16 protein-coding genes and 2 tRNA genes are annotated in these 19,920 nt (G+C 73.9%); 8 read left to right on the plus strand and 10 right to left on the minus strand.

The genetic code is table 11. The features are described 5' to 3' along the window. Window positions 1–141, minus strand: a 141-nt coding sequence (locus OP18_RS55795) for a flagellin N-terminal helical domain-containing protein (RefSeq protein ID WP_483782924.1), incomplete at its 3' end; no start/stop codon positions are given. A gap of 132 nt (window positions 142–273) precedes the next feature. Here OP18_RS55795 and OP18_RS33400 point away from each other — a divergent pair. Continuing rightward, window positions 274–996, plus strand: a complete 723-nt coding sequence (locus OP18_RS33400; RefSeq protein ID WP_033363122.1) for a DUF6086 family protein — start codon at window positions 274–276, stop codon at window positions 994–996. 103 nt (window positions 997–1,099) lie between these two features. Here the strand turns inward: OP18_RS33400 and OP18_RS33405 are convergent, their stop codons facing one another. After that, window positions 1,100–1,453 carry a hypothetical protein gene (locus tag OP18_RS33405; RefSeq protein ID WP_033363123.1) on the minus strand — a complete coding sequence of 118 codons (354 nt, stop codon included), beginning with the start codon at window positions 1,451–1,453 and terminating at the stop codon, window positions 1,100–1,102. A gap of 5 nt (window positions 1,454–1,458) precedes the next feature. Continuing rightward, window positions 1,459–1,884 (minus strand): TetR/AcrR family transcriptional regulator, encoded by a 426-nt coding sequence (locus tag OP18_RS33410; RefSeq protein ID WP_033363124.1) that lies wholly within the window; start codon window positions 1,882–1,884, stop codon window positions 1,459–1,461. 85 nt (window positions 1,885–1,969) lie between these two features. Here OP18_RS33410 and OP18_RS33415 point away from each other — a divergent pair, with 85 nt between their 5' ends. The 3 genes from OP18_RS33415 (at window position 1,970) to OP18_RS33425 (ending at window position 6,468) form a co-directional block, all read left to right on the plus strand. Then, window positions 1,970–2,317, plus strand: a complete 348-nt coding sequence (locus tag OP18_RS33415; RefSeq protein ID WP_033363125.1) for a cyclic-phosphate processing receiver domain-containing protein — start codon at window positions 1,970–1,972, stop codon at window positions 2,315–2,317. Window positions 2,318–2,432: 115 nt separating this feature from the next. Next, window positions 2,433–5,882: a glycoside hydrolase family 2 TIM barrel-domain containing protein gene (locus OP18_RS33420; protein ID WP_156089976.1), complete on the plus strand. Its 3,450-nt coding sequence runs from the start codon at window positions 2,433–2,435 to the stop codon at window positions 5,880–5,882. A gap of 43 nt (window positions 5,883–5,925) precedes the next feature. After that, window positions 5,926–6,468, plus strand: coding sequence for a GNAT family N-acetyltransferase (locus OP18_RS33425; RefSeq protein WP_033363126.1), 543 nt, complete (start codon window positions 5,926–5,928; stop codon window positions 6,466–6,468). A 23-nt stretch (window positions 6,469–6,491) separates the two neighbouring features. Here the strand turns inward: OP18_RS33425 and OP18_RS53425 are convergent, their stop codons facing one another. From OP18_RS53425 to OP18_RS59225, 4 genes are all read right to left on the minus strand, one after another. Beyond that, window positions 6,492–8,282: an ankyrin repeat domain-containing protein gene (locus tag OP18_RS53425; protein ID WP_052387709.1), complete on the minus strand. Its 1,791-nt coding sequence runs from the start codon at window positions 8,280–8,282 to the stop codon at window positions 6,492–6,494. A gap of 23 nt (window positions 8,283–8,305) precedes the next feature. Continuing rightward, a tRNA-Arg gene (locus OP18_RS33440) sits at window positions 8,306–8,378 on the minus strand. 28 nt (window positions 8,379–8,406) lie between these two features. Beyond that, window positions 8,407–8,483: transfer RNA gene (locus OP18_RS33445), tRNA-Ile, on the minus strand. 50 nt (window positions 8,484–8,533) lie between these two features. Beyond that, entirely contained in the window at window positions 8,534–8,695 is a 162-nt protein-coding gene (locus OP18_RS59225; RefSeq protein WP_169788978.1) for a hypothetical protein, read from the minus strand. 159 nt (window positions 8,696–8,854) lie between these two features. Between OP18_RS59225 and OP18_RS33450 the strand changes: the two genes are divergently transcribed. Next, entirely contained in the window at window positions 8,855–9,973 is a 1,119-nt protein-coding gene (locus tag OP18_RS33450) for an aromatic ring-hydroxylating oxygenase subunit alpha (protein ID WP_033363127.1), read from the plus strand. Here the strand turns inward: OP18_RS33450 and OP18_RS33455 are convergent. Next, window positions 9,965–10,480, minus strand: coding sequence for a GNAT family N-acetyltransferase (locus OP18_RS33455; RefSeq protein ID WP_033363128.1), 516 nt, complete (start codon window positions 10,478–10,480; stop codon window positions 9,965–9,967). The two genes, OP18_RS33450 and OP18_RS33455, sit on opposite strands and share 9 nt — an antisense overlap. A 56-nt stretch (window positions 10,481–10,536) precedes the next feature. On the opposite strand from OP18_RS33455, the gene OP18_RS33460 reads away from it, so the two are divergent. Further along, window positions 10,537–11,574: a PDDEXK family nuclease gene (locus OP18_RS33460; RefSeq protein ID WP_033363129.1), complete on the plus strand. Its 1,038-nt coding sequence runs from the start codon at window positions 10,537–10,539 to the stop codon at window positions 11,572–11,574. Between the two features lie 6 nt (window positions 11,575–11,580). Here the strand turns inward: OP18_RS33460 and OP18_RS33465 are convergent, their stop codons facing one another. Further along, a complete protein-coding gene (locus tag OP18_RS33465; RefSeq protein WP_156089977.1) occupies window positions 11,581–12,069 on the minus strand; it encodes a hypothetical protein in 489 nt (162 codons plus the stop codon). Further along, on the minus strand, window positions 12,066–15,920 hold the full coding sequence (locus tag OP18_RS53430; RefSeq protein WP_052387710.1) for a S8 family serine peptidase: 3,855 nt from the start codon (window positions 15,918–15,920) through the stop codon (window positions 12,066–12,068). The genes OP18_RS33465 and OP18_RS53430 overlap by 4 nt, the downstream gene beginning before the upstream one ends. A gap of 363 nt (window positions 15,921–16,283) precedes the next feature. Here OP18_RS53430 and OP18_RS33475 point away from each other — a divergent pair, with 363 nt between their 5' ends. Further along, window positions 16,284–17,681, plus strand: coding sequence for an ankyrin repeat domain-containing protein (locus OP18_RS33475; protein WP_033363131.1), 1,398 nt, complete (start codon window positions 16,284–16,286; stop codon window positions 17,679–17,681). 105 nt (window positions 17,682–17,786) lie between these two features. Then, complete coding sequence (locus OP18_RS33480) at window positions 17,787–19,859, plus strand: cellulose binding domain-containing protein (protein ID WP_052387711.1); 2,073 nt, start codon at window positions 17,787–17,789, stop codon at window positions 19,857–19,859. The last annotated feature ends 61 nt before the right edge of the window (window positions 19,860–19,920 follow it).

Here is a 19,920-nt window from a genome sequence, read left to right on the forward strand (position 1 = left end):
GCCGGCCGCGTCGTCCGCCGCCCGGTTGATGCGGTAGCCGGAGGAGAGCTTCTCCAGCGACTTGCTCATCTGGCTGTCGGTCACCGACAGGTTCCGGTACGAGTTCTGGGCGGCGATGTTGTTGTTGATACGAAGACCCATGATGTTTCCTCCTTGAATCGGGTCGTGCAGCGGGGCCGTCCGTGGCCCCGCACGGTGATGACATCGGTGCCCCGGCCGCGGGCTTGAGGGATCGCCGCGAACTTTCTTCCGCGGGCGTGACAGGGTCTGCGTATGGGCATGTACGGGTACGTCGACGGGGTCTCGTTCTGGGAGCCGGGCAGCAACACCGCGCAGCTGTTCGCGGCGCAGGTGCGGGTGATGGAGGACCGCGTCCAGCGCGCCAGCGGCATCCTCGGCCCCGAGAGCGACGAGCTGCACTTCGATCCGTTGAAGCTGCGCGAGTTCTTCGTGTTCCTGCTCAACGACTGGAACCGGCAGGGTTCGCCGGCGTACCGGGCGATGGCGCTGGGCACCATGCAGGTGCTCGCCGTGCTCGACGAGCACCTCAACGGGCCGCTACGGGAGCTCGGCGGCAACCCGGAGATCCGCGACGGCATGCGCGTGGCGCTGCCGCCGGCCCAGTTGGAGCCGGTCGCGTGGGGGCCGCCGACGGCGCGGGACCTGCCGCCGTCGGTCCGCTTCGAGCTGGCGGCGATCGTGTTGGATCTTGTGCGAGGCTGGTACCAGACGATCGAGGCGCGCACGGGCGGCCAGGGCTGGCAGGGTGACCGGCTGCGGGCGGTCATCGACGGGTATCCCGTGCCGCTGCTGCTGCCGCCGCACCGGATCCCGCCGGACCTCATGAGCACCGACGAGGGTTTTCGCAGGCTGAGCGTGATGTCGTTGTGGGACACCGTCTACGGGGTGTCCCGGCTGCGCCTGGCGGTGGTGCACGACGAGCTCGGGCACCGCATCACCTGGCTCGGCTTCGGTGACCCGCCGAGCGTGGCGTGAAGTGAACCTCAGCGGCGCGTGCGAGCTCACCCGCGCCGAGACCGGCCGGCCCGGATCGAGGACCGGGGTGCGGCGCCGCGCCCCCGGTCCGTCGGGCCTTCTGTCAGCGGCGCACCGAGCGCTCGATCAGGTCGACCGTGGTGCGCGGGTCGTCGACCTGGATGACCAGCCGGGCGTACCGCTCGTCGGCCAGCTCCACGACGATGGCCTTCTCCGCGTCCCGGACGTCCCAGAACACCTTCTCCCCGTCCAGGTGGAAGGTGCCGGCGGTGATCACGTTGGGGATGTGCGCCCCGGGCGCCCGGATCCCTTTCGGCTGGCGGATCATGCCCGGGTCCGCGGTCGCCCCGCGCACGTTCGCGAGCGGGATCGCCAGCCGGCTCTTGAGCGCCCAGAGCTTGTCCAGCCCTTCGATCTCCACGACGAGCGTGTCCCTGTCGATGCTGACCGTTGCCATGTCCCTCACCCCTTGTTGTCCGATACGTCGATGCGCGCCCGGAGCCGCCGCCCCAGCAGCCCGGTGGCCCGCTCCTGCCCGAGCGCCGCGTCGAGGCGGGCCAGCGCCCCGTTGAGCAGCGCCGCCACCTCCGGGTCGCCCGGCGCCTGCTCGACGGCGGCCAGCAGCAGCAGGTCGAGCGCCGCGCCGTCCAGCAGGGCCTCGATGTCCCCGGCGGCGAGCAGCGGCTCCAGCTCGTGCGCCAGATACCAGCGCAGCGCGGTCAGGTAGAGCCCCCGCTTGCTGCCGAAGGTCTTGTACAGGCTGTTGCGGTGCACGCCGAGCCCGTTGACCAGGTCGTCGACCGACAGCCCGGCATAGGCCCGCGCCGCGAACAGCCTGACCGCCGCCCGGGTGACCGCCTTCTCGTCAAACCCCCTCGGCCGTCCCATGCCTCAACCATAAGAGTTTAGGAACGCTCAGTCAAGAACAATCGTTCCTAAACCCTGCCCCGACCGATCACGGTTACGGTGCGGCATGGGCACCGTGATTCTCATCGACGACCTGCGGTCCTTCGTCGACGGGCGGCCGGCCGAGGTCGCCCGCACCAGCGCCGAAGGGGTCGAGCTGCTGCGCCGGCACCGGGCAGACCGCATCGACGAGCTGTGGCTGGACCACGACCTGGGCGGGGAGGACACCACCTGGCCCGTCGTGGAGCTGCTCGAGCTGGCCGCGTTCGAGCAGCACCCCTTCGACGTCGGCGTCGTGCTGATCCACTCCGCCAACCCACCAGGCGGCGCCAAGATGCTGCAGGCGCTGCGCCGGTGGGGGTACCCGGTCCGGCTGGCCGCCGGCTCGCCGCTCGTCGGCTACATCGATGGTTGACGGGTTGCGGAAGGTGCACTAGCTTCGCGGCTACTGCAAGTCGCTTCCGAAATCGGATCCGCCATAAGCCGATTCCGGAAGGCGTATTCCTGCGAAGCCATCGGAGGCTCGTGTGGTGCGGCATCGGCGTGACGTTCTGAAGCTCATCGGGGCCGGCACCGCCGGCGCCCTGCTGCCCTTGGGCGGCGGCGACACGGCCGCGCGGGCCGCCGGGACCGGCAGCGTGCCGCTGGACGGGGTGTGGCGGTTCGCGACCGACCCCGGCAACACCGGCGAGGCGGCCGGCTGGGCGCAGCCCGGGTTCGACGACTCGGGGTGGGCGACGCTGCGCGTGCCGGGCAACTGGGACGTCCACGACGCCTGGGCCGGTTACCGCGGCTGGGGCTGGCACCGGCGCACCGTCGCGGCGCCGGCCGTCACCGCCGGGCAGGTCGTGCGGCTGCGGTTCGAGGCGGTGTACCACCGGGCCAGGGTCTGGTTCAACGGCGCCTACCTGGGCGAGCACGTCGGCGGCTACACGCCGTTCGAGTTCGACGTGACGAGCCGGCTGCAGGCCACCAACACCGTGGTGGTCGCGGCCAGCAACACGTACTCGATCGGGGCGTGGTGGCCGTGGGGTGGGATCAGCCGGTCGGTGTCGCTCACCGTCGACGCCGCGGTGCGGGTCGAGCGGCAGCACGTCATCGCCACGCCGGACCTCGGCACCGGGGCCGGCAGCGTGGTGAACTGGGTGACCCTGTCCAACGCGGGCGCCACCGCGCGGACCGTCACCGTCCGCAGCGCCTACCCGTGGGGCGCGCCCGCGACGACGGTCACCGTGCCGGCCCGGGGCACCGCCGAGGCGCGGCTGGACAGTGCCGTCCCGGCCGGCGGCTACGAGCTGTGGGGGTTGGACCGGCCCACCCTGTACACCTGCGACACCACCGTGACCGACGGCGCGACCGTGCTGCACACCAGGACCGACCGGTTCGGCTTCCGCAAGGTCGAGGTGCGCGGCACGGCCATCCACCTCAACGGCGAGCCGGTCCGGCTCAACGGCTACAACAGGGTCGGCGACGACCGGGTCGCCGGCGCGACCGAGCCGGTCTACCTGGTGCGGCGCGACCTGGACCGGATGAAGGCGGCCGGCGCCGGGCTGATGCGCATCCACCACGTGCCGCAGACCCCGGAGCTGCTCGACTACGCCGACGAGATCGGCATGCTGCTCATCGAGGAGATCCCGGTCTGGGGCAGCGGGGCGAACCTCGACCCGGCGGACGGGACCACCCGCGCCGAGCTGCGCGACATGATCCGCCGCGACTACAACCACCCGTCGATCGTCGCCTGGTCGGTGGCGAACGAGATCCGCGGCACCAGCGAGGAGGGGCGCGTCTTCGTCCGGGAGATGATCGCGTACATCAAGTCCACACTGGACAGCACCCGGCTGTGCACCTACGTCAGCAACAGCTTCGGCGGCGCCGCCACGGCCGCGGCGGAGGCCCTGCAGTACACCGATTTCGCCTGTATCAACATGTACGGCGGCTTCGCCTCGGGCGCCGATCACGTGCACGGGCTCTACCCGGACAAGCCGATCTTCGTCTCCGAGTACAGCTCCGACAGCTTCACGTTCCCGACCAGCCGCGAGGACCCCGACTTCCGCACGACCAGCGACGCCGCCGCGACCGTGTTCCCCGTGCGGCCGTGGATCGTGGGCAGCTCGCACTGGACGTTCAACGACTACCGCAGCAACTTCGGCGGCAGCTCGGCCAACCAGGTCCGCGGCTGGGGCATCCAGAACGTGTGGGGGCAGCGGAAGCGGGCGTACGCGCAGCTGCAGGCCACCAACGCGGTCGTGCGCGGGCTCGGGGTCACCGCCGGGACCGGGCTGAGCCTGCTCACCGTGCAGCCGCGCACCGACGCGCCGGCCCGGATCCTGCGCGGCCACCGCCTCACCTGGCAGGTGACCGACGCGCAGGGCGCCGTGCTCGACGGGCGGATCGTGCCGCTGCCCGACATCGTGCCCGGCGCGGCCGCCCTGCAGCGGGCGGTGCGCTGGAGCGACCCCGGCACCGCCGTGCGCCAGCGGCTCACCCTCCTCGCGCCGTCCGGCCACGAGGTCGCCGTCACCACCCTCGACCTGCGCCCGCCCGCGGCGCCGGTCATCCGGCAGGTGGTCGCCGCGAACGGCGCCGTCCGCGTCGTCTTCGACCGGGTCGCCAACGCCGACAACTACCGGGTGCTCACCTCGACCGGCGGCACCGGCGCCGACACGGTCAACGGCTTCGCCGACCTGACCGGCCTCGCCAACGGCACCGCCGTGCAGGTGCGGGTCGTCGCCCTCAACGGCGCCGGCGTCTCGGCCGCGTCCCAGCCGGTCACCGTCACCCCCACCGGCACGCTGGCCTTGCCGCCGAAGGTCCAGGACGTGGTGCCGGTCGACGGCGGGTTCGTGCTCGGCTTCATCGTCGCCCCGGACGCCACCGACCATCAGGTGCGGGTGCTGGACGGCGGCACCGTCGTGCGGGAGTTCACCACGCCGCTCAAGGGCTCGGTCCGCGTCACCGGCGCGGCGACCGCCGTGCGGATCAAGGGCGCCAACACGGTCTGGAGCGAAGAGGTGCCGGTCACCGCGGCGACCTTCGCCGTGCACGGCGCGCTGACCGCCGACGACCGGGTCGCGGTGCGGATCACCCCGCACCCGCAGGCCGAGCGGTACGAGGTGACCGCCACCGGCGGCGGTCGCACCGTGGTGCGCGTCGTGGAGTCCTCCGCCGTCGAGCTGCTCACCGTCGCCGGGCTGGTCGCCGACGCCGCCCAGCAGGTGAGCGTGCGGTGCGGCACCGCCGCCGGCTGGTCCGCGCCGCGGACGCTGACCACCCGCACCACCCCGCCGCTGCCGACCGGCGCGCCGGCCACGCCGACCGGCCTGGGCAGCTCGACCACCGACGGCGTGACGACCCTGGTCTGGTCCGCGGCCGCGGGCGCCGCCGGCTACCTGGTCGCCGCCGCCGACTGCGGCCCGGAGCGCACGGTGGCCGTCGTCGCCGGCGCCACCACGCTGGTGCTCGGCGCGCAGAGCGGCGTCGCGGGGATCGCCTACCGGGTCACCGCGGTCGGCGAGGGCGGCACCAGCGCGCCGTCGGCCGGCTACGTGGTGCCCGGCACGCCGGGCCCGCGGCAGGTGACGGTCACGCCGCTGGACACCACCGCCGACTGCGCCGGATCCGTCCGGTACCGCGAGACCGGCACCTGGCTGGCGAGCAGCCTCGCCGGCGTCGACGGCACCCCGAGCCGGTACAGCGACACCGGCGGCTCCACCGCCACCTGGGCGCCGACGCTGCGCGCCGCCGGCACGTACCGCGTCGAGGTCTGGGTGCCGGCCAGCACCAGCAGCACGACCGCCGCCGCGTACCAGATCACCCACGCCGGCGGCACGGCGCAGGTCACGGTGGACCAGGTCGCGGCGGGCGGTGCCTGGCACACCCTTGGCACGTGGGCCTTCGCGCAGGGCACGGCCGGCAAGGTCGTGCTGACCGCCGGCACGGCCTTCGCCAGGGCGAACGCCGTCCGGTTCACGCCCGCCTGAAAATGCGTGACGGTCCGGCCGGGGCAGGTGCCAGGATGGCGCGATGCAGTTCACGATCAGAGCGGTCCGCGCCGACGACTGGCCGCTGGTGAAGGAGCTCCGGCTGGCCGCCCTGCAGGATCCGGTGGCGCCGATCGCGTTCCTCGACACGTACGACAGATCCGTCGCCCAGCCCGACAGCTTCTGGCAGGGCCGCACCGCCGACGCCGCGGAGGGCAGGACCGTGCGGCAGTTCATCGGCGAGGACGGCGCCGGGCGCTGGCTGGGCAGCGTGACCGTCCTGGTGGAGCCGGCCGGCGTGCAGGACTACTTCGGGCACACGCCCGAGGTCGCGCAGACACACGTCGTCGGCGTGTTCGTGCGGCCCGAGGCGCGCGGCACCGGGCTCGCGGCGGCGCTGTTCGAGGCGGCGCTGGCGTGGTCGTGGGAGCTGAGCGAGCCGAAGGTCGACCGGGTGCGGCTGTACGTGCACGAGGACAACGCCCGCGCCCAGGCGATGTACGCGAAGGCCGGGTTCCGCCGGTCCGGGGTCGCCGTGGACGCGGCGGCCGGGCGCGAGTTCGAGTACGCGATCGAGCGCGGCTGAGCCGTGCGACCGGCCCGGCCGCCTCAGCGGATCAGGTTCCGCAGGAACTGCAGGTCCTGGCGGCCGGTCCAGATCGGGGCGCGGGCGTAGGGCCGCTGCGACCTCGCGTGCGGGTCGGCACCGGCGTCCAGCAGCCCGCGCACCAGCTCCGGCGTGCCGTAGTCGACGGCCGCGTGCAGCGGGGTCTCGCCGTCCAGGTCGCGGGCGTGCACGTCGAGGCCGGCGGCGAGCAGCCACGGCAGCAGGTCCGCCCCGGACAGCCAGGGCAGCAGGTGCAGCAGGGTGCGGCCCCGCTCGTCGCGCACGTGCGGGTCGACACCACCGTCCAGGGCGGCGGCCACCGCCGGGCCGTCGCCGTACCGGACCAGGGCGAGCAGGTCACGGCGCAGCCCACGCATCGGGCCGGGCATCCGCACCGTGGCGTCCCGCCAGCCGTCCTGCGCGGCCACGCAGCCCTGCACCCGGCCGCCGAGGGCCTTGATCACGTGCTCGCGCTGGATCTCGACCGGCGGGTGCGGCAGGTGCACCGCGCCGCCGCGCAGCACCACCTCGTGCACGGCGCGGTCGCAGTACACCCGAACCCGGTCGCGCAGTCCGGGCGGTGGCGGCGGTGGCGGTACCGCGGCGGCCGGGAACAACGCCTGGTGCACCAGCGGGTGCAGCTGGTCCGGGCGCACCGCCCCCGCGAGCAGGGCGGTCAGCTCGGCGGGCCGGCGGGCCAGCACGTGCGGCAGCCGCGGCACGCGGGCCAGTTCGAGGCCGAACTCGGCGACCTCGGCGCGGCGGCGGGCGTCGTCGGCCCTGCCGTAGGGCACGCTCGCGACCAGCCGGGCGCGCGGCCGGCCGGTGTCGAGCCGGTCCAGCACGATGCAGCGCCCCCGCACGTCGACGCGGACCAGCCCGGCGCGCTCGTCGACGTCGAGCGGCAGCGGGTCCGGCACCGGCGCCGGCACCAGCCGGCTGATCTCGTGGGCGTGCGCGGTGTAGCCGGGCTCGGACGTCGGCTCCCGCTCCACCGGCGCGACCCGCCGCGCGTCCGTGACGTGCGCGACCACCCGGCGGGCCGCGGCGGGGAGCGCCGCGTGCAGCGGCCGCAGCCAGCTCAGCGACCGCTCGACCACGCGCCGGCGGGCCTCGTCGCGGCCCGGTCCGGCGGCGAACGCGGCCGGGTCGATGCGCTCCCGGCCCCACCCGTCGTCGAACAGCAGCACCTCGAGCGCGAACCCGGCCGCGGCCCACGCCTCGGCGTGCCGGCCGGCCTCGTCGAGCGCGATCGCCCGCTCCACCTGGCCTTCCGGCGCTTCGCCGGGCGCGCCGAGCCGCTCGCCGCCCGCCGTGAACTGGGGCAGCCGGGTCACGCCGCCGCAACGGGCCAGCAGCTCGCCCGTACGCCGGACGTCCCAGCGGTCCCGCAGCAACAGCAGCGCGTCGTCGCGCCGGCCGCTGGCCGTGCTGTCCAGTCGCTCGAACCTGATGCTGATCCGCTGCGGCCGGTCGAGCCGGTCCGGTGGCCGGGCGACCAGGGCGTGCACGTCGGGGAACAGCGCCAGCGGCAGCCGCAGCCCGGTGCGCAGCAGCCCGTCGACCGGCCGTCGGGGCAGGTGCCAGCGCAGCAGGTCGGGCACGAGGTGGCGCAGGTCGTCCTCGGCCCGCTCGGCGACCTCGGTGCCGTGGACCCGGCGGACGGCGGCCAGGTCGACGTCGACGTCGACGGCCGCGGCGGCGCACGCACCCCGCCAGTCGCCCGCCAGCCGGCGCGCGGTGGCCCGCTCGATCATCCACGCCGGCACCGCGGACGGATGCAGCGGCAGCACCGGACCCTCCTTCGCGTCGAGGGCAGTGCCGACCGGATTCGAACCGGCGTTCTTCCGTTCCGGAGACGGACGCGACCACCTCTGCGCTACGGCCCTGCCGCGGCACACTGTAGCGATCGACGGGGGCAGTGCCGACCGGATTCGAACCGGCGTCCTTCCGGTTATGAGCCGGACGCGACCACCTCTGCGCTACGACCCTGCCGCGGCCGATCGTAGCCGCGGCGCGCCAGGCGCCGCCCGAGGCCGGGCGCTCAGGTGGCGATGCTGCTGAAGAAGTCACCGAACCCCGTGCCGAGGCGGGTGATCAGGCCCAGCAGTCCCTGGGCGACGTTCGCCGCGGCCTGCGGGCGGAAGGCGATGAAGTAGATGAGGAACGCCCAGGCGGCGTAGGTCAGGATCTTCTTGACTGTCATCGGTGCCCCGTGCGGTGTCGGTCGGTCAGGTGCCGGCCGGCGCACTACCCGCAGGCCACCACCCTAACCGCACTGAGGTCACAATCCGTGCGGACATCGGCCGGTGGGCACCGCCCGCGGCCGTTCCGCGCGCGGCGCCGGGTCGGTCATGATGGGCCCATGGAAGCTCCGCTGGACCGGGCCGCGGTCGAGGCCGCGCTGCTGCCGTTCGGGTCGTCCCGCATGCTGCCCGCGCAGGCGTACACGGACCCGGCGGTGCTCGCGTGGGAGCGGCGGCACCTGTTCGCCGGCACGTGGACCTGCGTCGGCCGGGCCGGCGAGCTCGGCGAGGGCTGCACCCAGCGCGCGCCCACCGTCGGCGACGTGGGTGTCCTGCTGACGTTCGCCGCGGACGGCGCGGTGCGGGCCTTCGCCAACGTCTGCCGGCACCGGGCGCACGAGATCCTGCCCGACGGCGCGTCCAACGGGCGGCCGTCCGCGGTGTGCCCGTACCACGGCTGGGCCTTCCGCCTGGACGGCACCCTCGCGACGGCGCCCGGCATGGGCCCGCTCGACCCCGCGGAGCTCGGCCTCATCGAACTGCCCGCCGCCGTCTGGGAGGGCTGGCTGTTCGTCAACGCGGGCGCGCCGGCGGCGCCGTTCGAGGAGCACCTGGGCGCTCTGGACGGGCTGCTGCGGCCGTACCGGATGGGCGACCTGCACCTCGGCGCCCGCCACGAGTACCGGGTGGCCGCCAACTGGAAGGTGATGATCGACAACTACCACGAGTGCTACCACTGCCCGCTCATCCACCCCGAGCTGTGCAAGGTCTCGCCACCCACGTCCGGCGACAACTGGACCATGCCCGGCGCCTGGGTCGGCGGCTCGATGGACCTGCGCCCGCACGCCACCACCATGTCCTTCGACGGCACCGGCCCGGGCAACTTCATCCCCGACGCCCCGCGCCGCACCGTCCTGTACGTGGGGCTGTTGCCCAACCTGCTGGTGTCCGCGCACCCCGACTACGTGATGACGCACCGGCTGACCCCGCTCGAGCCGGGCCTGACCACGATCGAGTGCAGCTGGTTCTTCCCCGAGGGGACCACCGAGACCGCGTACGCCGTCGACTTCTGGGACCTGACGAACCGCCAGGACTGGGCCGCCTGCGAGTCCGTGCAGCGCGGCCTGGGCTCGCCGCACTTCGTGCCGGGCCCACTCGCCCCGAACGAGGACGCCGTGTACCAGTGGACGACCCTGGTCGCCGAGGCATACCTGGGCCGTGGCCTGCGGCTAACCTAGCTTCTTGGTCAGGGTCTCGAACGCCAGGTCGGCCCGCAACGGCCGGCCGAACCGCTCATCCCCGTACGGGAACGGCGACAGCTCCCCGGTGCGCACGAAGCCGCGCCGCTCGTACCAGGCGATGAGGTCGTCCCGCTGCACGATCACCGTCATCCGCAGCTCCCCGGCTCCCCACTCGTCCCGCGCGATCCGCTCCGCCTCGGCCAGCACCGCCCGCCCCAACCCGTTGCCCTGCTGCGCCGGGTCGACCGCGAACATGCCGAAGTAGCCGTACCCGTCGCGCCGCTCCAGCTGGCAGCACCCGACCACCCGCCCGTCCTGCTCCGCCACCAGCACGAACGTGTCGTCGATCGCCGCCCGCACCATCTGCGGGTCGGCCCGCTGCCCTTCCAGCAGATCGGCCTCCGTCGTCCACCCGGCCCGGCTGGCATCTCCCCGGTACGCCGACTGCACCAGCGCCACCACGGCGGGAACGTCAGAGGTACGAGCAGCACGGAAGGTCACCATGCCCGCATTATGGTCGACACCAGGATCACCCCGTCCACCCGCCGCCGGGAGCCGCCATGCCGCTGTACGAGATCGAGGGCGACGGCCTGCGCCGCCACGAGGCGGCCCAGTTCAACGCGCTGGGCCTCTACGAACGCGCCGACCTGCAACGCCTACTGCGCGACGACATCAGGGTCCTGGCGCCGGACCTGCTCGTCATCGCCGAGGAGTTCGGCAGCTGGGAGAACTCCCGCCGCCGGATCGACCTGCTCGCCATCGACAAGGTCGGCCGTCTCGTCGTCATCGAGCTCAAGCGCACCGACGACGGCGGCCACATGGAGCTGCAGGCGCTGCGCTACGCGGCCATGATCGCGGCGATGAGCTTCGACGAGGTCGTCTCGACCTACGAGGCACACCTGGCCCGCACCGCCCCCGACGCCGACGTCGACGCGCTCGGCACCCTGCTGAGCTGGCTCGACGTCGCCGGTGAGGTGCCCGCTATCTCGTCCGACGTGCGCATCATGCTCGTGTCGGCCGACTTCGGCCGCGAGCTGACCACGACCGTGCTGTGGCTCAACCGGTTCGTCGGGATGGACATCCGGTGCGTGCGGCTCATCCCGTACGCGATCGACGGGCGCGTCCTGCTCGACATCCAGCAGGTCATCCCGCTGCCCGAGGCCGGCGACTACCAGGTCCGGACCCTGCAGAAGTCCGCCACGCAGGAGCGCCACGGCACCGACAGCCGGGACTGGACCCGCTACCACATCATCGTCGACGGCGAGGAGTCCGCCGACCTCAACAAGCGCAATGCCGTCCGGACGATGATCCAGCGCCTGGTGGAGCGCGGGGTCCCGGCCGCGGCGATCGGCGGGCGCCTCACCCCCGGCCGGTTCCGCCCGCTGACCGGCGAGCACCGCGGCGACGCGGACGTGCAGGCGGCCCTGGCCGAGCAGTACCCGGGGGTCGAGGTGCGGGCCTGGTTCACCGAGCACGCGATCGTGCAGGACGGCAGGACCTGGGTCGTGCGGCGGATCTGGGGACGGGCCACGGAGCCGACGCTCACCGCCCTGCGCGACGCGTTCCCCGAGGCGAAGGTGTCGTTCCGGGCCGCCTGACGGCGGTCAGCAGCGCTGGGGGGTCCGGGTCACGGTGACCGGGACCTCGGTGTCGTCCGGGCCGGGGACGGGCGGGACGGCGACGAGGCGGTACGGGCGGGACACGACGGCCGCGCCGCCGCAGCTGCCGGCGACGGTGATCGTGACCGCCACCTGGGGCCGGCCCCCGGTGACGGACGGCGCGACGTCGGTGATCGCCATCGCCGGCGGGCCGGCCGCGACGTACAGGACCCGTTCGGCGCCGAAGTCGACCGGCGGCGGTGACGGCGGCGGGTACCGGCCGGCCTGGACGCGCTGCCAGGTCCGGGTCCAGGTGTCCGGGGTCGCGATCAGGCGGGCGGTGACCACGCCGGTGGGGACCTGGTCGGGGGTGGTCTGTGCCTGGTCGAGCAGGCGGGTCGGCAGGGCCGGCGAGGGCGGGTCGGCGCGCCGGCCGGCGCATCCGGTGGATGCGCCGGCCAGGACGAGCACGAGCGGCAGCAGGACTCCTCTCAACGGAGCTGGATGTTGTCGAAGGCCACGACGGAGTCGTAGATGGCGTCGCCGCGGTCGCTGATGACGAGGCTGAAGGTCGAGACACCGGCCAGGTCGGCGATGGGGACCGTGATGCTGGCGGTCTTCCAGCCGGACTGGCCGACGGTGGTGTCGCCGCCGGGGAAGTCGATGCCGGTGATCGGGGTCCACCCGGTGGTGTTCACCGTTTCGACCGCGATCGGGATCTCGGTGCCCGACGGCGTGACGAGTTTGATCGTCAGGTCGTCGTTGTACTGGGTGCCGACGTACTCGGGGTACTCCTCGGTCAGGTAGTCGTACTGGAACCGCAGCTTCAAATCCTCGTCGCCGGGGATCACCCGGAACTGCCTGGTCAGGCTGGACGTCGTCACCGCTCCGCCGGGGCCGGTGCTGATCAGCGCCATGCTCCGGCTGCCGTCGGTGGGCCGGACCGGGCCGAGGGCCGAGCGGATGGACGCGGTGCCGGTGGTCTGCCAGCCGTCGAACGAGCCCACCTCGAAGCCGGCGTTGAAGACGGCGTTGAAGACGTCCAGCCGGCCCTGCCCGATGGTCTTGTCGGGCAGCGGCTTGGCGGTCTGCAGCAGCCTGGTGCGCACGGCCGACTCGGACCAGTCGGCGTGCTCGGACCGCAGCAGCGCGGCCGCGCCGGCCACCAGTGGCGTCGCCTGCGAGGTGCCGTCCACCGCGCAGTAGTCGACCGAGCCGCACATCGCCGACGGCTTCGGCACCGTGGACAGGATGTCGACGCCGGGCGCGGCGATGTCGACCCAGTCGCCGTAGTTGGAGAAGCCGGCCCGGCCGTCGGTGCGGGTCGTCGCGGCGACGGTCAGGTTCGGCACGTAGTAGTCCCGGCCGAACAGCCCGAACCACGACGAGAAGTGCTCGTTGTTGTAGGCGCCGGGGTAGGACTTGGTGCTGCTGTTGTTGTTGCCGGCGGCGATCACGACGACCCGGTCCGCCTGGTACGCCCGGGACAGCGCCTTGACGACGGCCTCGTCGCGGGGGTAGTTGCCGACGCTCATGCTGATCACCTGGGCGCCGTGGCTGACGGCGTGGTCGATCGCCGCGGCGAGGTGCGCGTTGTCGCCGTGGCCCGTGTCGTCCAGGGCCTTCTCGATGTACAGGCGGCAGCCCCAGCAGGCGCCGGCGACGCCGGTGGCGTTGTCGCCGTTGGCCGCGATGATCCCGGCCACGTGGGTGCCGTGGCCGTGCCGGTCGGTGTAGTCGGCGCTGTTGTCGAGCTGGTTCCAGCCGCCGGCGATCCGGCCGGCCAGGTCGGCGTGCGGCACGGCGCCGGTGTCGATGACGCCGACCGTGACCGCTCTGGTCTTGCCCTGCGTGACCACCCACGCCTCGTCGGCGCGGGCCTTGGCCGGGGCCCACTGCTGGCCGTACAGCTGGTCGTCGGGGATCACCTCGGCGATGCCGCCCTGCCCGTTGCCCTCGGTGCCGATGACGTGCGGCTGGCCGGCGAGCTGTTCGAGCCTGGTCCTGAGCTGGGCGACCGATCCGGCGGCCGGGAACCGGACCTGCCAGACGCGCAGCCCGGCCAGGTACCCGCCGAGCTGCCCACCGGCGGCCTGCACCGCGGCGGCGACGTCGGCCGGGGTCGCGGCGTCGTCGAAGGTCACGAGGGCCTCGTCCGGCCGGTACCGGTCGCCGGTCGCCGGGTCGGTGACCGGCGCCGCCTGGGTCGCCGCGGCGACGGTCAGCGGGAACCCGGCGGGCAGGACCTGGACGGTGAACGGCGCGCTCTGCGCGGGGGCGCCGTTGACGGTGGCGTCGAGCTGCAGCACGACCGCTCCGGCCGGGGCGTTGAAGGTGAAGGTCGCCGCGTAGGCGCCGTCGCCCGCGGTGACGTCGCCGCCGGCGCCGCCGTCGGCGAGGGTGCCGAGCTGGGTCCGCTGGTCGCCGTCGACCCGGAAGACCTGGACCGGGCCGTCGACGGTGCCGGCGGGCACGGTGGACACGACGACCGGCGTCGCGGTGGACGCGGTGATCGCGGCCGGGTCGGTGAGGCCGACCAGGGCGGCCTTCTGCCCGGCGGGTTCGACGACCGTCGCCGCCTTGGTCTCGACGCTGGTCAGCTGGGTGCCGGTGGCGTCGGTGTACCGGACCACGGCGCGGTTGACGATCTGCCCGGACGCGGTGGCCGGCAGCGGGAACGTGGCGAAGCCGGCGAGGGTGATCTGCTCGCCGGGGGCGAGGTCCGGTTGCGGCGGCGTGACCTCCTGGGTCGTGCCGTCGGGCAGGGTGTCCACCACGAGCAGGGTGTGCGCCGCCGCGTCGGCGCCGGTGAACTGCACGTCCTTGCGGGTCACGGCGGCGTTGTCGGCGGCCTCGAGGGTGACGTGCGAGGCGAGCCGGAACTGGCCGCACGAGCCGCCGCCGGTGCACGCCTCGACCGCGGCCCGGTCGGCGTCGGACAGGATCGGGAAGAAGCGGAACGGCACCGCGCGGGTGGCGTCGCCGGGCACGGCGAACGGCGCGGGTTGCGGGTATTCGACGCTGCCGTAGGTGGCCTGGGCCGGCACGGCGCAGCCGCTCGCGGCGCCGCCGGGGCAGCCGGCCGGTGCGGACGTGGCGCCGTCGGCGACGCTCTGACCGGCCGCCGACGGGAACACGGTCCACGCGCCGGTCGGGGTGGCCCGGTGCTCCAGCCAGATCGTGACGCCCAGGACGCAGGCCGCGCCGGGTGTCGCGTCGGTGCAGAGGCTGTCCTGGCCGGGCTGCGGCGTGGCGAGGTTCTTCAGGTCGAGGGTGCCGGCGACCGTGATCGACGGCTGCGCGCAGGCGCCGCTGGGGTCGTTGCGGACCTCGAGGTCGTACGTGATGGTCGCGCCGCCGGTGGCCACGGTGGCGTCGGCGGACTTGACCGCGCTCACCGACGGCCGGCAGCCGTCCACGTTCAGGGCCTCGCTGAGCAGGCCGGTGACCGGGGTGACGGTGACCGTCACGGTCGCCTGGGCGCAGGCGCCCTTGGTGTCGCAGAGCTGGTAGGTGAAGGTGTCCGTGCCGGCGAAGCCGGCGGCGGGGGTGTAGCGCACGGTGCCGCCGGCCTCGACCGCGGTGCTGCCGTGCGCCGGCTGCGTGACGACCGCCAGGGTGGCCAGGGCGAGGGTGCCGTCGGGATCGACGTCGTTGGCGGTGACCTGGACGGACACCGCGACCCCGGCGCTCGTGACGGCGGTGTCGGCGCCGAGCACGGGTGGCTGGTTGCCGGGTCCGGGCGTCTTCTCGCAGCGGAGCCGGGTCTCGGCGTCGCAGGCGTCGGTGCCCGCGCCGCCGTCGGCCCGGTCCTTGCCGGCGTCGCCGCGCAGCGTGTCCGCGCCGGCGCCGCCGCCGAGCCAGTCGTCGCCGCCGCCGCCGCTGACCAGGTCGGCGCCCGCGCCGCCGTCCAGGTAGTCGGTGCCGTCGCCGCCGGACAGCACGTCCGCGCCGACCCCGCCGTTGAGCACGTCCCGGCCGGCGTCGCCGTCGAGCAGGTCGTCGCCGCTGCCGCCGGACAGCAGGTCGTTGCCGTCGCCGCCGGCGGCCGTGTCGCTGCCCTGGCCGCCGATCAGCAGGTCGTTGCCGGGGCCGCCGAGCAGGCGGTCGGCGCCGACCCCGCCGTCGAGCACGTCGGCGCCGGCGTCGCCGCAGATCAGATCGGCGCCGCCGTTGCCGTGCACGATGTCGTTGCCGGCCAGCGCCACGATGACGTCCGGACCGGGGGTGCCGACGAGCACGTCACGGCCTGCGGTGCCGACGATGGTGGCCGGCCGGCCATCGCAGGTCGGCGGTGGTGCGGCCGTCGCCGCCGTGCCCACCCCGCCGAGCGCGCCGAGCACCATCAGTACGACCGCGCCTGCACGCTGTAATCGCCGTAATCGCCGAACCTTCACGAGCGTCCCTCCATCCCCGGGTGTCCGTCGAAGTCACTGTGAGCGTTGGGCTACTCGGCGTAGTACCGCCGATCCGACCGGCTGTGCGGACCGACGCACAGCGATGGCGTCCGGACGGTCGCGCCCGACGCCCGTTCGAGCGAACCCGATCGGGGCCGCCCGGCGGATCGCCTATCCTCGACAGCGGCGCCCGGGGCGCCGGCGGTCCGCGCGAAGGGCTCAGCCCACCTGGAAGCTCTCAGCAGTGCCGGTGTCGACCCTCCTTTCCGGCCTGAGCATGCGGACGCCAGGCATCCGGACAAGGAGGCATCCGTGCCGATCCGCCGTCTCCCCGACAACCCCGACCTCGAGCACCTGCGCAACCAGGCGAAGACCCTGCAGCGGCAGGTCCGTGCCGGCGACCAGCGGGCCGTCGACCTGGTGCGGGAGCTCCATCCGCGCCCGCCGCAGGCGTTGCGCCGGGCCGACGCGCTGCTGGTCGTCGCGCGGTCCTACGGGTTCGCCAGCTGGCCGGCGCTGCGGGCGACCCTCGACGTCATCGACCGGTACACCAGGTCGCCGCACCGGCAGGCGGCCACCGGCGGCACCGACGAGTTCCTGCTGCTGGCCTGCCTCACGTACAGCCATGACGACCCCGGCAGGTGGGCGCGGGCGCGGCGGATGCTCACCGAGCACCCCGAGCTGGCCGGGCACTCGATCCACACGGCCGCCGCGGTCGGGGACGTGGCGGCGGCCCGGCGCATGCTGGACGGCGATCCGGGTCTGGCGAACCGGCAGGGCGGACCGCACCGGTGGGAGCCGCTGCTGTACCTGGCGTACTCGCGCATCGACAGCACTGTCCCGGGACATTCGACGCTCGAGGTGGCCCGGCTGCTGCTGGAGCGGGGCGCCGATCCGGCCGCGGGGTTCCTGTGGGACGGGCTGCGCTCCCCGTTCACCGCGCTGACCGGGGCGTTCGGCGGTGGGGAGGGCGCGCCGCCGCCGCACCAGTTCCGGCTGGAGCTGGCCGAGCTGCTGCTCGACGCGGGCGCCGACGCGAACGACAGCCAGGCGCTGTACAACTGCGGCCTGCAGCCCGAGGACGACGCGCACCTGCGCCTGCTGCTGCGGCACGGGCTGGGGCGCGGCGACGGCGGGGTGTGGCACCGGCGGCTCGGGCACACCCACCCGACCCCCGCCGAGCTGCTGCAGGACGAGCTGATCAAGGCGGCGCGGCAGGACCGGACGGACCGGTACCGGCTGCTGCTGGACCACGGCGCCGACCCGCACGGGGTGGGCACCGGACATCCCGTGCACGAGGGCCGCACCGCGCACGAGTGGGCCACGCTGTTCGGGCACGGTGACGACCCCGACCCGGTGCTGCGGTTCCTCGGCGCCTGCCTGCGCGCCGACGAGAAGACCGCCCGCGAGCTGCGCAGCGACGCGGCGGTCGCGTACCGGCCGCAGCACCTCGTCACCGCCGCCGAGCAGGGCCGCACCGCGGCGGTGCGGCTGATGGCCGGGCTGGGCTTCGACGTGCGGGGCATGGCGCTGCACCAGGCGGCGTTCCACGGGCACCTCGACACGGTCCGGGCGCTGGTGGAGCTGGGCGCCGACCCGGACCGCACGGATCCCCGGTTCCAGGCCACGCCGCGGGGCTGGGCGGAGCACAACCACCAGTGGGCGGTGGCGCGGTACCTGGCGACCGTGGAACGTTCGCGCCCGCGCTAGACATCAACGGTGGTCACACGCCGACCACTGTCGAAGCGCTTGACACGGTCCCGGGACATTTCCAGCATGGGAGCGCTTCCATCCATGTCTCCCGATTGGACCGCCATGCAGATCGGACTCCGCCGCCGCGCCGTCATGGGCGCGGCGGTGCTGCTCGCGGCCGGATTGTCGGCCGCCCTACCGGGTGCGGCCGCGGCCGCCGACCCCGTCGCCACCACCGTCACCGTGAACGCCCGCGCCGGCCTGGCGACCGTCCCGGACACCGCGTTAGGGGTCAACGACGCGATCTGGGACGCCGAACTCGGCACCACCGCCGTGTCGGACCTGCTCGGCGGCGCGGGCGTGCAGATGCTGCGCTACCCCGGCGGCTCCTACGCCGACATCTACCACTGGCGCGACCACACCGCGCCGGGCGGCTACGTGGCGCCGAACACCGACTTCGACACGTTCATGGCGTCGGTACGCCGGATCCACGCCCAGCCGATGATCATCGCCAACTACGGCACCGGTACCGCCGAAGAGGCCGCCGACTGGGTCCGCTACGCCAACGTGACCAAGGGCTACGGGGCGAAGTACTGGACGATCGGCAACGAGAACTACGGCAACGGCCACTACGGCTCGGCGTGGGAGGCGGACAACCACGCCGACAAAAGCCCCCGCGCGTACGCCGAGGGCGTGGTCGCCTTCGCCGCCGCGATGAAGGCCGTCGACCCGACCATCAAGATCGGCGCGGTGCTCACCACCCCGGGCAACTGGCCCGACGGCCTGGTCGGCTCCGGCGACGCGGGCACCTGGAACCAGGTGGTCCTGTCCGTCGCCGGGCCGTCCATCGACTTCGTGGACCTGCACTGGTACCCCGGCGGCGGCACCGCCGCGGAGGCGCTGAGCAAGACGAACCAGATCGACGACATCATGTACCTGACGCGCCAGCAGATCGCCCGGTACGCCGGCACCGGCGCCGGGCGGATCAAGGTCAGCTTCACCGAGCTCAACGTCGGCGTCGGCCAGAACACCCAGCCCGGCGCGCTGTTCCTCGCCGACGCGTACAGCAGCCTGCTGGCCAACGGCGTCTTCACCGTGCAGTGGTGGAACGTGCACAACGGCATCGGCACCGTCTCCACCGTCGCCGGCCAGACCGACTACGGCGACTTCGGCCTGCTGTCCAGCGGCGGCTGCCAGACCGGCGGCACCGTGTGCGAGCCGCCGATGAACACGCCGTTCGCGCCGTACCACGCCCTCAGCGTCATGAAGTCCTTCGTGCGCCCCGGGGACCAGCTCGTCCGCACCGGCACCACCGACCCGCTGGTCAGCGCCCACGCGGCCCGCCGCCCCAACGGCGACCTCGCGGTCCTGCTGATCAACAAGGACCCGGACAACGCGCGGGCGGCCACCCTGCAGTACTCCGGCTACTCCCCCGCCGCCGGCGCGCCGACGGTCGTGTCGTTCCGCAACGGCAACACCGCCCCGAGCACCGCGCCGGCCGGCACCGCGACGGCGCAGACCCTCCCGCCGTACTCGCTGACCCTGCTCGTGCTGCACCCGACCTCGGCCACCACGGGCGCCCCGGGCGCGCCGGGCCAGCCTTCGGCGAGCGCCGTGGGCGCGACCACCGCGACCATCACCTGGCCGGCCGCGACGGCGGGCGCCGGCCCGATCGCCAAGTACGAGGTGTACCGCCAGAACGGCGCCGTCAGCGAGCAGCTCGGCGAGACCACGGGCACGTCGCTGCAGGTGTACAACCTGAACCCCGGCACCCGCTACACGGTCAACGTCGTCACCCGCGACACCGCGGGCCGGGTCTCGTGGTCCTCGCCGCCGCTGACGTTCACCACCACCAGCCCGGCCACCAGCACCTGCACCGTCCGCTTCACCGACGTCAACGACTGGGGCAACGGCTACGTCGGCAACGTCGACATCACCAACACCGGCGCCGCCCCGATCAACGGCTGGACCCTCACCTTCACCTGGCCCACCTCCTGGCAGACCGTGAACAGCAGCTGGAACGGCACCTGGACCCAGACCGGCCGCGACGTGAAGATCACCAACATCGACACCAACGGCACTCTCGCCGCCGCCGGCGGCAGCACCAGCACCGGCTTCGTCGGCAGCTACAACGGCCCCAACGTCCTGCCCACCGCCTTCCGCCTCAACGGCACGGTCTGCACCGTCGCCGCCTGACCTTCCTGTGTCCCCCGGGCCGGCGGCACCCCTGCCGGCCCGGGCCCTTAATGCGTTGCGC

The organism is Dactylosporangium aurantiacum (assembly GCF_000716715.1).
Taxonomy (GTDB): Bacteria; Actinomycetota; Actinomycetes; order Mycobacteriales; family Micromonosporaceae; genus Dactylosporangium; species Dactylosporangium aurantiacum.